Annotated in this window: 17 protein-coding genes; 11 read left to right on the forward strand and 6 right to left on the reverse strand. The window is 72.0% G+C overall.

All coding sequences use genetic code 11. The annotated features are described in order from the left end of the window. Nucleotides 1–6 precede the first annotated feature (6 nt). The gene (locus KUV85_RS04765) at nt 7–216 is read right to left on the reverse strand and encodes a hypothetical protein (RefSeq protein WP_219962075.1); all 210 of its coding nucleotides are present in this window, start codon (nt 214–216) and stop codon (nt 7–9) included. Continuing rightward, nucleotides 206–520, reverse strand: coding sequence for a DUF3099 domain-containing protein (locus KUV85_RS04770; RefSeq protein ID WP_219962076.1), 315 nt, complete (start codon nt 518–520; stop codon nt 206–208). The genes KUV85_RS04765 and KUV85_RS04770 overlap by 11 nt, the downstream gene beginning before the upstream one ends. A gap of 49 nt (nt 521–569) precedes the next feature. Between KUV85_RS04770 and KUV85_RS04775 the strand changes: the two genes are divergently transcribed. The 4 genes from KUV85_RS04775 to KUV85_RS04790 all read left to right on the forward strand — a co-directional run bounded on the left by KUV85_RS04775 (nt 570) and on the right by KUV85_RS04790 (nt 2,952). After that, nucleotides 570–782, forward strand: a complete 213-nt coding sequence (locus tag KUV85_RS04775) for a dodecin (RefSeq protein ID WP_219962077.1) — start codon at nt 570–572, stop codon at nt 780–782. 106 nt (nt 783–888) lie between these two features. After that, nucleotides 889–1,623 carry a beta-ketoacyl-ACP reductase gene (locus KUV85_RS04780; RefSeq protein ID WP_237690202.1) on the forward strand — a complete coding sequence of 245 codons (735 nt, stop codon included), beginning with the start codon at nt 889–891 and terminating at the stop codon, nt 1,621–1,623. A gap of 1 nt (nt 1,624) precedes the next feature. Beyond that, the gene (gene fabI / locus KUV85_RS04785; protein ID WP_219962079.1) at nt 1,625–2,422 is read left to right on the forward strand and encodes an enoyl-ACP reductase FabI; all 798 of its coding nucleotides are present in this window, start codon (nt 1,625–1,627) and stop codon (nt 2,420–2,422) included. A gap of 29 nt (nt 2,423–2,451) precedes the next feature. After that, nucleotides 2,452–2,952 (forward strand): SixA phosphatase family protein, encoded by a 501-nt coding sequence (locus KUV85_RS04790; RefSeq protein ID WP_219962080.1) that lies wholly within the window; start codon nt 2,452–2,454, stop codon nt 2,950–2,952. 20 nt (nt 2,953–2,972) lie between these two features. On the opposite strand, the gene serB is transcribed toward KUV85_RS04790, so the two are convergent. Beyond that, entirely contained in the window at nt 2,973–4,187 is a 1,215-nt protein-coding gene (serB, locus tag KUV85_RS04795; protein ID WP_219962081.1) for a phosphoserine phosphatase SerB, read from the reverse strand. Nucleotides 4,188–4,199: 12 nt separating this feature from the next. Then, complete coding sequence (locus KUV85_RS04800) at nt 4,200–4,934, reverse strand: hypothetical protein (protein WP_219962082.1); 735 nt, start codon at nt 4,932–4,934, stop codon at nt 4,200–4,202. A gap of 35 nt (nt 4,935–4,969) precedes the next feature. Between KUV85_RS04800 and KUV85_RS04805 the strand changes: the two genes are divergently transcribed. From KUV85_RS04805 to KUV85_RS04820, 4 genes are read left to right on the forward strand one after another with little or no spacing between them, the layout of a single operon-like run. Continuing rightward, the gene (locus KUV85_RS04805) at nt 4,970–5,764 is read left to right on the forward strand and encodes an ABC transporter ATP-binding protein (protein WP_219962083.1); all 795 of its coding nucleotides are present in this window, start codon (nt 4,970–4,972) and stop codon (nt 5,762–5,764) included. 32 nt (nt 5,765–5,796) lie between these two features. Beyond that, on the forward strand, nt 5,797–6,273 hold the full coding sequence (locus tag KUV85_RS04810) for an NfeD family protein (RefSeq protein WP_219962084.1): 477 nt from the start codon (nt 5,797–5,799) through the stop codon (nt 6,271–6,273). 42 nt (nt 6,274–6,315) lie between these two features. Beyond that, nucleotides 6,316–7,410 carry an SPFH domain-containing protein gene (locus KUV85_RS04815; protein ID WP_237690203.1) on the forward strand — a complete coding sequence of 365 codons (1,095 nt, stop codon included), beginning with the start codon at nt 6,316–6,318 and terminating at the stop codon, nt 7,408–7,410. Further along, the gene (locus KUV85_RS04820; RefSeq protein WP_219962085.1) at nt 7,411–8,184 is read left to right on the forward strand and encodes a sulfite exporter TauE/SafE family protein; all 774 of its coding nucleotides are present in this window, start codon (nt 7,411–7,413) and stop codon (nt 8,182–8,184) included. Nucleotides 8,185–8,218: 34 nt separating this feature from the next. Here the strand turns inward: KUV85_RS04820 and KUV85_RS04825 are convergent, their stop codons facing one another. Beyond that, nucleotides 8,219–8,584 (reverse strand): hypothetical protein, encoded by a 366-nt coding sequence (locus KUV85_RS04825; protein WP_219962086.1) that lies wholly within the window; start codon nt 8,582–8,584, stop codon nt 8,219–8,221. A gap of 22 nt (nt 8,585–8,606) precedes the next feature. Then, the gene (locus tag KUV85_RS04830) at nt 8,607–9,551 is read right to left on the reverse strand and encodes an alpha/beta hydrolase (RefSeq protein ID WP_219962087.1); all 945 of its coding nucleotides are present in this window, start codon (nt 9,549–9,551) and stop codon (nt 8,607–8,609) included. A 146-nt stretch (nt 9,552–9,697) separates the two neighbouring features. Here KUV85_RS04830 and KUV85_RS04835 point away from each other — a divergent pair, with 146 nt between their 5' ends. The 3 genes from KUV85_RS04835 to KUV85_RS04845 all read left to right on the forward strand — a co-directional run bounded on the left by KUV85_RS04835 (nt 9,698) and on the right by KUV85_RS04845 (nt 12,676). After that, complete coding sequence (locus KUV85_RS04835) at nt 9,698–10,789, forward strand: LLM class flavin-dependent oxidoreductase (protein ID WP_237690249.1); 1,092 nt, start codon at nt 9,698–9,700, stop codon at nt 10,787–10,789. After that, entirely contained in the window at nt 10,786–11,442 is a 657-nt protein-coding gene (locus KUV85_RS04840; protein ID WP_219962089.1) for an FMN reductase, read from the forward strand. Before KUV85_RS04835 ends, KUV85_RS04840 begins: the two co-directional genes overlap by 4 nt. A gap of 76 nt (nt 11,443–11,518) precedes the next feature. After that, nucleotides 11,519–12,676, forward strand: a complete 1,158-nt coding sequence (locus tag KUV85_RS04845) for an acyl-CoA dehydrogenase family protein (RefSeq protein WP_219962090.1) — start codon at nt 11,519–11,521, stop codon at nt 12,674–12,676. Nucleotides 12,677–12,729 lie beyond the last annotated feature (53 nt).

Here is a 12,729-nt window from a genome sequence, read left to right on the forward strand (position 1 = left end):
CCTCGATCAGGACGGGTGCGCGACGGTCTCGCGGAGGAAGCCACGCGCCCCGAGGAAGCCGGCGAGGTGCTCGCGGTGGTCCTCACAGGCGAGCCAGACCTTGCGGCGGTCGGGCGTGTGGATCTTCGGGTTGTTCCACCGCAGCTGCCACACCGCGTCGGCGCGGCACCCCTTGGCCGAGCAGGTGTCGACCGCGGGTCCGGGCTCAGCGCTCATGGGACCCCAGCTGCCGGTGACGGGCGCCCCCGTCGGGCAGCGGCATCTCGTCGGTGCGGGTGTTGGTGGCGTTCGCCATCACCACCGCGACGTAGGGCAGGAAGATCGCCCCCGCGATGAGGATCGGCCACAGCCAGTCGATGCCGGCCAGCCCGGCGACCACGGCGCCGACGAAGCAGAGTGCGCGCGTGCCCATCGCGATGACGTAGCGCCGCTGGCGTTGCGCCAGGTCCGCGTCGCGGCCACTGCCGGCCGTGGTGATGCGGATCGGCGCGTCGGCGTCGACGCGGCGGGAACGGGCCATGCGCCCAGCCTACGCGGCGGTCGAAGTGTTCCGGTCTACGCTGGGGGGCATGAGCAACCGGACCTACCGCATCAGCGAGATCGTCGGCACCTCCACCGAGGGCATCGACCAGGCCGTCCGCAACGGCATCGAGCGGGCCGGGCAGACGCTGCGTCACCTGGACTGGTTCGAGGTCACCGAGGTCCGTGGTCAGGTCAAGGACGGCCAGGTGGAGCACTTCCAGGTCGGCATGAAGGTCGGCTTTCGCCTCGAGGACGAGTAGGCCCGGGCCCCCGGCGCCCGGGGTGTGAACCCCACAAACATCGTGCGCCGGTTTTGTGGCCCTCGTGGTGACGGACCACGTCCCGCAGCGCCTAGCGTCGGTGGATGTGAGTGACGACAGCGCTGCCAACGCCCCCGACGCCCGATCCGTACTGGTCACCGGCGGCAACCGCGGCATCGGCCGCGCGATCGCCGAGGCCTTCCTCGCCCAGGGGGACCGCGTCGCGGTCACGACCCGGAGCGGCGGCGCCCCCGACGGTGCGCTGGAGGTGAAGGCCGACGTCACTGACCCGGCCGCGGTCGACGCGGCGTTCGCGGAGATCGAGGCGGCACACGGGCCCGTCGAGGTCCTGGTGGCCAACGCGGGCATCACCGCCGACACCCTGGTGCTGCGGATGAGCGAGGACGACTGGTCCTCGGTCATCGACACCAACCTGACCGGGTCCTTCCACCTCGCCAAGCGCGCGGCCAAGGGCATGCTGCGGCAGAAGCGGGGACGGATCATCTTCATCTCCAGCGTCGTCGGACTGCTGGGGTCGCCCGGCCAGGTCAACTACGCCGCCTCCAAGGCCGGGCTGGTGGGCATGGCCCGTTCGCTCGCACGCGAGCTCGGGTCGCGCGGCATCACGGCGAACGTGGTCGCTCCCGGCTACATCGACACCGACATGACCGCGGTGCTCAGCGAGGAACAGAAGACAACCATCAAGGGCCAGGTCCCCCTCGCCCGCTACGGCGACCCGACCGAGGTCGCGGGCGCGGTGACGTGGCTCGCCGGCGAGAGCGCCGCCTACGTCAGCGGGGCGGTCATCCCCGTCGACGGCGGCCTGGGAATGGGGCACTGACATGACCGAGACCACCTCCACCACCGGCACCGGCCTGCTCGCCGGCAAGCGCATCCTGGTCGCGGGTGTCACGCACCCCAGCTCGATCGGGTACGCCGTCGCCGAGTTCGCCCAGCAGCAGGGCGCCACGGTCATCATCTCCAACTTCGGCCGCGCGCTGCGGATCACCGAGCGCATCGCCAAGCGGCTCCCCGAGACGCCGCCGGTGATCGAGCTGGACGTCACCGACCCCGACCACCTCGAGACCTTGCCGGACAAGCTCGCCGAGCACGTCGACGGGCTCGACGGCGTCGTGCACTCGATCGCCTTCGGCAACCCCGAGACGCTGCTCGGGGGCAAGTTCATGGACGGGCCGTGGGAGGACGTCGCCCAGGCCGTGCAGGTCTCGGCGTACTCGCTGAAGGCGCTGGCGGCCGCGTGCCGGCCGGCGATGACCGACGGGGGCTCCATCGTGGGGCTGACCTTCGACGCCTCGCAGGCCTGGCCCGCCTACGACTGGATGGGCGTCGCCAAGGCCGCCCTGGAGTCCACCTCCCGCTACGTCGCCCGCGACCTCGGCGCCGAGGGAATCCGGGTCAACCTGGTGGCGGCCGGTCCGCTGCGCACGATCGCTGCCAAGGCGATCCCCGGCTTCACCGACCTCGAGGAGATGTGGGCCACCCGCGCACCACTGGGCTGGGACAACGACGACGCGGTGCCCACGGCCCGCGCGGTCGGTGCACTGCTCTCGGACCTGTTCCCGGCCACCACCGGCGAGATCGTGCACGTCGACGGCGGCTTCCACGCGATGGGTGCCTGAACACGGGATCCGTCCTACGATCGGGGGCCGTGAGCACCCTGATCGTGATCCGGCACGCCAAGACCGAGCCCGCGGCAAGCACCGACTTCGTCCGCGAGCTCACCGCCCGCGGCCGACGTGACGCCCGGGCGACGGGCAACTGGCTCGCCGAGCGGGGACTCGCCGCGGATGCGGCACTGGTCTCGGCGGCGCGACGGGCCCGGCAGACGTGGGTCCGCATCGCCGACGCCGCCGGGTGGGACGTCGAGCCCGCCATCGAGCCCGCCCTCTACAGCGCCGAGGTCGAGGACGTCATCGGCCGGCTGCGGCTGCTCGAGGGCGAGGACACGGTCGCGGTGATCGGCCATAACCCGACCATGCACGCGTTGGCCGCCACCCTCGACGACGGCGCGGGGGACACCGAGGCGGCCACCCGACTGCGGGAGGGCTACCCGACCAGCACCGCTGCCGTCCTCGACGTTCCGGTGGCGTGGGCCGACCTGGCACCGGGCGCGGGCACGTTGCGCGCGCTCCACACCGGCCGGGGCTGACACCTCGGACCGGGAGCGCCTCAGACCGGGGGAGCGGGCGTGGTGATGCCCGCCTCGGCGTCGGCCGCCTCGATCTCCTCACGGCTGATGCCCAGCAGGTACATGATCGCGTCCAGGTAGGGCACGTTGACGGCCGTGTCGGCGATCTCCTGGACCACCGGTCGGGCGTTGTAGGCGATCCCGAGGCCCGCCGCCTGGAGCATGTCGAGGTCGTTGGCGCCGTCGCCGATGGCGATGGTCGCCTCCTCCGGCACACCGACCCGCGCTGCGAACTCCCGGAGCGCGTCGGCCTTCGCCCCCCGGTCGACCACCTCGCCCAGGACGGTGCCGGTGAGCCGCCCGTCGACCACCTCGAGCGTGTTGGCCCGCGAGAAGTGGATCCCCAGGTCCTCGGCGAGGCGGTCGGTGATCTGGGAGAACCCGCCGGAGACGATGGCGAACCGGTAGCCCAGGCGCCGCAGCGTCCGCACCATGGTGCGCGCCCCGGGGTTGACGACGATCTCGTCGTAGACCTCGTCGAACACCGACTCCTCCAGGCCGGCCAGCAGCTTGACGCGCTCGCGCAGCGACTGCTCGAAGTCGAGCTCGCCCCGCATGGCCGCCTCGGTCACGGCCGCGACCTCCGAGCCGTGGCCGGCGCGGTCGGCGAGCATCTCGATGACCTCGCCCTGGATGAGCGTGGAGTCCACGTCCATCACGATGAGCCGGACGCCGCGTCGCAGCAGGTTCGCCGGCTGCACGGCGACGTCCACCCCGGAGTGTGCGGCCTCCACCGCGAGCAGCGTGCGCAGGCGCTCGGGGGAGGCGCCCGAGACGTGCAGCTCGATCGCAGTGACGGGGTAGCGCGCCATTCGCTCGATGCGGTCGATGTTGCCGCCGCAGTCGGCGATCCGACCCGCCATCACGCTCATCGCCTTCGCGCTCAGCGGGGAGCCGATGACGGTGACGTGGGACCGTCCCGAGCCGCGTGCCCGGTTGTCACCGGTGCCGGTGGACACCTCCACGGTCATGTCGAGCGCGGCGGCAGTGTCCTCCACGGCGGCGCGGAGCCGTTCCGGGCGCGACGGTGCGGTGACGAGGACGGCCAGCACGAGGCGACGGCGTACGACGATCTGCTCCAGGTCGACCACGCTCACGCCGGAGGCCGCGAGGACGTCGAAGATCGCGGAGGTGACGCCCGGACGGTCCTTGCCGGTGAGCGTGATGAGCAGGGTGTCTGCGGGGTGCTGGGACATCTCGGGAGGAGGCTATCGGGCGGGGTCCGCTTCGGCGGGAGGCCAGCCGTCTGGTGAGCAGGCCGCGGTGAGGGCACGCCGTGCGGCGCGCCCCAGCGGGACGACGACGTCCTCGCGCGCCCGGGCCTCGGTGGCGCTGACCGCGGCCCCGTCGTCGACCAGGGCGAGGTCCACCACCGTCATCAGGTGCAGGGCCCGGCGCGCCAGGTCCGCGGCACGTCCCGGGATGCCCGGCGGCGCGGTGAGGGGAACGCCCTCGCGCAGGGAGTGGAGGGCGTCGGCGACCTCGGGGCGCCAGCGCGCCACGTCCAGCCGTGCGAGGTCCTCGGCGGTCCGCAGGAGCGTGCTGCGCAACTCTCGATCGGCCTCGCCCAGGTCCGGCGGTGGCCGGCGCCCGACCGGGTGGGTGTGCCACTCCATCGCGCGGCCCACCGGGTGGGGGACGGCCCCCACGGCGCCGGGCCCGACGGTGAGCACGGCCTCGCCCGCGTCGAGCGCGTCGGCGTTGAATGCCGCCGGACCGGCCAGCCCGAACGGGTCCCCGGGCTCGGGGAAGACCGCGGCGACACCCCGGGCGCCGGCCTCGGCCGAGGCGCGGAGCAGGTGCGCGAGGGAGTCGGCGCCCAGGACGACGTGGGCGACGTAGTCGTCCCCGAGCGCGTCGTCGAACTCGTCGGGACCGACGTGTCCGGCCAGCAGGGCGGTGCCCCACCAGGCGACGCGCCCGGCGATGGGAAGGGAGGTCACGTGGCCACACCCTAGGGGTGGTTAGGGTGGCGCCCATGTCCGCCGTGCTGGAACTCGCCGAGGTGACGGTGCGGCGTGGGCAGGCGACCCTGCTCGACCGCGTGACGTGGGTCGTGAAGGAGGGGGAGCGCTGGGTCGTGCTGGGCGCCAACGGGGCCGGCAAGACCACCCTGCTCCAGGTCGCGTCCGCGAGCCTGCACCCGACCTCCGGTGCGGTCGGGGTGCTGCAGGAGCTGATCGGCACCGTCGACGTGTTCGAGCTGCGCCCCCGCATCGGACTGACCAGTGCCGCGCTCGCCGACCGCATCCCGCGGCAGGAGGTCGTCCGCGACGTCGTCGTCTCGGCCTCCTACGCCGTCCTGGGCCGGTGGCGCGAGGAGTACGACGACCTGGACCACGAGCGCGCCGACGCACTCCTGCGCGAGTTCAGCATCCACCACCTCGCCGATCGCACCTACGGCACGCTCAGCGAGGGCGAGCGCAAGCGGGTGCAGATCGCGCGCTCGTTGATGACCGACCCGGAGCTGCTGCTGCTCGACGAGCCCGCGGCCGGCCTCGACCTCGGTGGGCGCGAGGACCTGGTCTCGACGCTGTCGGTGCTCGCCCACGACCCGGCCTCGCCGGCCACCGTGCTGGTCTCCCACCACGTCGAGGAGATCCCGCCGGGCTTCACCCACGTGCTGATGCTGCGCGACGGCGCGGTGGCCGCCGCCGGACCGATCGGCGAGACCCTCACCGACCGCACGCTGTCGCAGACCTTCGGCATGCCGCTGGTGCTGGAGGAGCACGACGGCCGGTACGCTGCCAGACGTCGCCTGCATCGTCGCTGACGCGATCAGGTTCTCGGGGATAGGGTGGAAACATGGATTGGCTGCGAGACCACTTGTGGGAAGCGTGGCTGGCCGGCGCGTTCGCGCTGACCATCGCTGAACTCTTCAGCATGGAGCTGATCCTGATCATGCTCGCCTCGGGCGCCGTCGCCGGCATGGTGCTGGCCGTCGCCGGTGCACCCTTCCTGGTGCAGGCACTGGCCGCAGCCGCCGTCTCCGTCGGCATGATCGCCTTCGTACGCCGCCCCATCGCCCAACGGCTCCACGGAGGCCCCGACCTGGAGATCGGCGCGGAGCGCCTCGTGGGGGAGCGCGCCGTCGTGACCAGCGAGATCAGCGGCCTCGTCTCGGGCCAGATCCGGCTCGACGGCGAGACGTGGTCGGCTGCGGCCGAGGGGGACACCGTCCTCAAGCCCGGCGAGCCGGTCGAGGTGGTGGCGATCGACGGCGCCACCGCCCGCGTGAAGCCGGCGACCTCCGGCGAACTGTCCGACCCGACCAGCGACTGACCGACCGCGCCCACCGCGCACCGACCCGAGGGAGCTCCCGCCATGGACATCGCGCTGCCGATCATCCTGCTACTGCTGCTGGCGTTCATCGTCACCGGCCTGGCCAAGACCGTGCGGATCATCCCGCAGGCCCGGGCGGGCGTGGTCGAGCGGTTCGGGAAGTACCGGCAGACCCTGACGGCCGGCCTCAACATCGTGGTGCCCTTCATCGACCAGGTGCGCTACAAGATCGACCTGCGCGAGCAGGTCGTGAGCTTCCCGCCGCAGCCGGTCATCACCGAGGACAACCTGACGGTCTCCATCGACACCGTCATCTACTTCCAGGTCACCGACCCGGTGCGGGCGACGTACGAGATCTCCAACTACATTCAGGCCGTCGAGCAGCTGACCATGACCACGCTGCGCAACATCGTCGGTGGCATGGACCTGGAGGAGACCCTGACCAGCCGCGAGTCGATCAACTCCGGCCTGCGCGGCGTGCTCGACGAGGCCACCGGCAAGTGGGGCCTGCGCGTCAACCGCGTCGAGATCAAGGGCATCGACCCGCCGCCCTCGATCAAGGACGCGATGGAGAAGCAGATGCGCGCCGACCGCGACAAGCGTGCCCAGATCCTCGCCGCCGAGGGCCAGCGCCAGTCCGCGATCCTCACTGCGGAGGGCAACAAGCAGTCCGCGATCCTCAACGCCGAGGGTGAGCGTGAGTCGCAGATCCTGCAGGCGCAGGCCGAGCGGGAGTCGGCGATCCTGCGGGCCCAGGGTGAGGGCCAGGCCATCCAGACCGTGTTCCAGGCCATCCACGACGGGCGCCCGGACCAGAAGCTGCTGTCCTACCAGTACCTCCAGATGCTGCCCAAGATCGCCGACGGCGACGCCAACAAGCTCTGGGTCATCCCCAGCGAGATTGGCAAGGCCCTGGAGGGACTCGGCTCCACGATCAACGACCTGCCGGGCATCCCCAAGGAGGTCGACGGGCCCCGCACGCGGGTGGACATGGGCGCGTCCCAGCCCGACGTCCCGTCGTTGGACGACGAGGAGATGAGCGAGGCACAGGCCGCCGCGCAGGCCGCGATCGAGGAGGCGGGACGAGCCGCCAACCCCGGTCGGGGCAAGGGTGACAACGCCTCCTCCGGCGAGTAGGTGCCGCTGCACGAACTGCTCCTGATCGCGCTGGCCGGGAGCGCCGCCGGGATGATCAACACCATCGTGGGATCCGGCACGTTGATCACCTTCCCGACCCTGCTGGCCTTCGGGGTGCCACCGGTGACGGCCAACATCTCCAACGCCATCGGGATGATCCCGGGCGCCGCCGCGGGGGCGTACGGCTACCGTCGCGAGCTCGCCGGCCAGCGCGACCGGGTCGTGCGCCTCAGTGTCGCGACGCTGCTGGGCGCGATCATCGGAGCAGTACTGCTGCTGGTGCTGCCGGCCTCGGCCTTCGAGGCGATCGTGCCCGTGCTGATCCTGCTGGGCGTGGTCCTGGTGGTCCTCCAGCCACGCATCTCGGCCCGGGTCGCTGCCCGGCACGCGCACCTCGGCGGCCTGCCCGAGCACGGCGCGCGCTGGGTGTGGCCCGCCACCGGCGCCGTCGGCGTCTACTGCGGCTACTTCGGGGCCGCGCAGGGCGTGCTGCTGATGGGCGTCCTCGGCAGCGGCATCGACGACGCCCTGCAGCGCCTCAACGCGGTCAAGAACGTGCTGGCCGCGGTGGGCAACGCCGTCGCGAGCGTGATCTTCGTGGCGGTGGCGGCCGACCGGATCGACTGGTTGATCGCGGCAGTCATCGCGGTCGGCGCGGTGGCCGGGGCCGGGGTCGGGGCCACTGTCGGCCGCCGACTGCCCTCGCCGGTGCTGCGCGCGGTCATCGCCGTCGTGGGTCTCACCGCGGTCGCGGTCCTGCTGCTGGACCGATGAGGTACGCCGGCCGGGCGGCCGGCGTACCGCGGGCTCACCCCTTGCGCGCGAGCGCGAGTGCGGCGATGCCGGCTCCGACCGCACCCAGTGCGATCGCGGACAGGCCGCCGCCGGCCACCCGGCCGACCTCGCCCCGCTGCGCGCCGACCACGCCGGTGGCGACGTCGGCGGCGTCGACGGCCACGCCGATGGCCACCAGGTTGCGCTGAGCCGTGCCGGTGGCGGTCAACGTCGCCGCACCGAGGGCGACCTCCCGCGCACCGAAGAGCCGGGTCATGTAGGGGAGCTGTGGGTTCGCGGACCCGTCGAGCAGGAACAGCTTCGCGGCGAGTCGCGGGGAGAGCAGTGCGACGGCGCCGATGGCGATCCGTCCGAGCGAGAGTCCGGTCACGGGTTCCATGACCGGCAGCCTAGGTGGTTGTTCAGGTGAGGTAGGCGTGCGTCCAGCGCTGGATCTCCTCGTAGGCGAGCGCCCGTGGCTCCGGTCGGGAGAGCACGACGTCGTGCTGCGCGCCGGGCACCGCCGCGTAGGTCACGTGGTGCCCGATCGCGGTGGCCCAGCGGCGGATGTGGGCGACGTCGAGCACGATGTCGCACCGGAAGACGTCCTCGTTCATCTCGGTGGGCCAGGCGCTGCGGTCCGAGGAGAGCACGAGCACCGGTGCGGGCACGTCGAGCCCGGCCCGCACCTGCGCGTGGCCGCGGCGGATCGCACGCAGCCAGCCGTAACGCACGGGGAAGGACTCCAGTGGCTTCCACGCGAGGTCGAAGGCCCACTCGCCCTCGTGGTCGCGGTGCAGGCTGCGTGCGTAGAAGCCCGTCACGTCGCGTTCGAGCTCGCGGAGCGGCTGCAGGGTGCCGAGCTTGTCCAACGCGAAGTCGGCGACCGGACTGCGCAGCCACGGCTTGCCCTGCAGGTCCAGCCACGGGGAGTTCAGCACCAGCCCGGCGAGCTCGGCGGGTCGCCGGCTGTCGGCCCACAGCGCGACCACGAGACCGCCGGTGGAGTGCCCGGACAGGACGACGCGGTCGTGGTGAGCGGTGACCCGCTCCCACGCGGCATCGAGGTCCTCGAAGTAGGTGGCGAGATCGTCGACGTAGGTCGGCGTCTGGTGGGGGCGCAGCGAGCGGCCGTACTTGCGCAGGTCCAGGCCGAACGGATCGAAGCCCCGCTCGAGCCACCAGGCGGCGTACTCGGTGTGGAAGAAGTAGTCGCTGAAGCCGTGGACGTGCAGCATCGCGGCGTCGTGCCGGCGACGCCCGCGGTGGACCAGGGTCGCGACCGCCTCGCCCTCGTCGTCGGGCGCCAGCTCCAGGGTGTCGGCCACCCACGGTGCCCCCAGCACGTCTGCCTGCGTGCCCGGCATCCCCGGCATCCTTGGCATCGGCGTCACCTCCTGTCGCGATGAGCAGGGTACTGGGCGGCGGGAATAGGCTGGCCGCGCAGCCCGTTGGCGATTGGTGACACGTCAACCGAAGTGGGCTCACGCGCACGGAAGGACAGGCCATGGGCATCCAGATCGGCATCTTCAGCGTCGGTGACGTCACGCCCGACCCCACCACGGGCCGGACGCCGACCGAGCACGAGCGCATCCGGGCCACCGTCGAGATCGCCAAGAAGGCCGACGAGATCGGCCTCGACGTCTTCGCCACCGGTGAGCACCACAACCCGCCGTTCGTGTCGTCGGCGCCGACCACCACGCTGGCCTGGATCGGTGCCCAGACCGAGAACCTCATCCTCTCGACCGCCACCACCCTGATCACCACGACCGACCCGGTGCTGATCGCGGAGAACTACGCCAAGCTGCAGCACCTCACCGGCGGCCGGGTCGACCTGATGCTCGGCCGCGGCAACACCGGACCCGTCTACCCGTGGTTCGGCAAGGACATCCGCGACGGGCTGAACCTCGCGATCGAGAACTACGACCTGCTGCACCGCTTGTGGCGCGAGGACGTGGTCAACTGGCAGGGCCGCTTCCGCACCCCGCTGCAGGGCTTCACCTCCACCCCGCGACCGCTGGACGGCGCCCCGCCGTTCGTGTGGCACGGCTCGATCCGCAGCCCGGAGATCGCCGAGCAGGCGGCTTACTACGGCAACGGGTTCTTCCACAACCACATCTTCTGGCCGCCGTCGCACGCGGGCCAGATGATCGACCTCTACCGGCGCCGGTTCGAGCACTACGGCCACGGTGCCGCGGACCAGGCGATCGTCGGCCTCGGTGGACAGTTCTTCATGCGGCCCAACAGCCAGGACGCGTGGAAGGAGTTCCGTCCCTACTTCGACGTCGCCCCGGTCTACGGCCACGGCCCGTCGCTGGAGGACTTCGCCTCGCAGACGCCGCTGACGGTCGGCTCGCCCCAACAGGTGCTCGAGCGCACGCTCGGGTTCCGGGAGTACGCCGGCGACTACCAGCGCCAGCTCTTCCTCGTCGACCACGCCGGGTTGCCGCTCAAGACCGTGCTCGAGCAGCTCGACCTGCTCGGCGAGATCCTGCCGGCCCTGCGCGCTGGCTTCGCCGAGGGACGACCCGACCACGTGCCCGACGCCCCCACCCACGACTCGCTGGCCGCCAGTGCCAGCCAGCGGGAGGAGGTCGACGCATGATCCGCGTCGCCGTCGTCTCCGCCGGGCTCGGTGCGCCGTCCTCGACCCGGCTGCTCGCCGACCTCCTCGGCGAGGCGACCGAACGCGCGGTCGCGGCCCGTGGCGAGAGTGTGGAGACGACCCACGTCGAGCTGCGCCCACTCGCGCGGGCACTCGCCGACCACCTGGTGACCGGTTTCCCGGCCGACGACCTGGCGGCCGCCCTGAGGTCGGTGCAGCACGCCGATGCCGTCATCGCCGTCACGCCCGTCTTCGCGGCCTCGTACTCCGGGCTGTTCAAGACCTTCTTCGACGTCGTCGAGCCGGGCGCCCTGGACGGGACGCCGGTGCTGGTGGCGGCCACGGCCGGAACGGCCCGGCACAGCCTCGTCCTCGAGCACGCGATGCGGCCACTGTTCGCCCACCTGCGCGCCGCACCGGTGCCGACCGGTGTCTTCGCGGCGAGCGAGGACTTCGGGGACGCGGGCGCAGGCGGGGTGACCGGTTCGTTGCAGAAGCGGGTCGACCGGGCGGCGGCCGAGCTGGCCGCCCTCCTCGCGACCGACGCCGGGGCGGCACCGACGCCGCGGCGTCGCAGCGTCGAGGACGAGTTCGCCGACCCGACGCCCTTCGAGACGTTGCTGCGTGGGGCGCGCCAGGGCGACGACGACTGAGGCCGGAACCGGTCCCGCCGCTTCGGGGCGGCTGGCAGGATGGGCAGTCCAGCCACCCGAGAGAAGGGGACCATCCGTGCGCCGTACCGTCTTCGACGAGGACCACGAGGCATTCCGCAAGACCCTGCGCAGCTTCATCGAGTCCGAGGTCGCTCCGCACTACCAGGAATGGTTCGACGAGGGCCTGGTGCCGCGCGATCTCTACCGCAAGCTCGGCGAGCTCGGCGTGTGGGGGATCGAGGTCCCCGAGGAGTACGGCGGCGCCGGCATCGACTCCTTCAAGTTCTCCGCGATCGTGTCCGAGGAGACCACGCGTGCCGGCGTGAGCTTCGGCGGCGCCAGCGCGCACGTGAACCTCTGCCTGCCCTACCTGCTCCAGCTCGGCACCGAGGAGCAGCTGCAGCGGTGGCTCCCCGGGTTCGTGGCGGGCGAGACGATGTTCGCGATCGCGATGACCGAGCCGGGCACCGGCTCGGACCTCGCCGGCATGCGCACGACGGCGAAGAAGTCCGAGGACGGCAGCCACTACGTCCTCAACGGGGCCAAGACCTTCATCACCGGCGGCGTGCACGCCGACCGGGTGATCGTGTGCGCCCGCACGGCGCCGGCCACCGAGGACAACCGCCGCCACGGCATCTCCCTGCTCGTGGTCGACACCACCTCGCAGGGCTACGAGGTCGGCCGCAAGCTGGACAAGATCGGCCTGCGGACCTCCGACACCGCCGAGCTGTCCTTCAGCGACGTCGTCGTGCCCGCCGAGGACCTGCTGGGCGAGGAGCACGAGGGCTTCTCCTACCTGGGGCAGAACCTCCCGCGCGAGCGGCTCGGCATCGCCTTCGGCGCCTACGCCCAGGCGGCCGCCGCGGTCCGGTTCGCGCAGGCCTACACCGAGGACCGCACCGTCTTCGGCAAGCCGGTGGCCTCCTTCCAGAACACCAAGTTCGAGCTGGCTGCGTGCAAGGCGGAGGTCGACGCGGCCCAGGCCGTGGTCGACCGGGCGCTGGAGGCCGAGGACGCCGGTGAGCTGACGGCCGCCGAGGCCGCGTCGGCGAAGCTGTTCTGCACCGAGGTCGCCGACCGGGTGATCGACCGGTGCCTGCAGCTGCACGGTGGCTACGGGTTCATGAACGAGTACCCGATCGCCCGGCTCTACACCGACAACCGCGTCAACCGGATCTACGGCGGCACGTCGGAGGTGATGAAGATGATCATCGCCAAGCAGATGGGCCTCTGACGCGCCACCACGGCCACCCCTGTCCACGGGTGGATGCCGGCCCCCGGGGCCAC

It is taken from the genome of Nocardioides panacisoli, from assembly GCF_019448235.1.
GTDB lineage: Bacteria > Actinomycetota > Actinomycetes > Propionibacteriales > Nocardioidaceae > Nocardioides > Nocardioides panacisoli_A.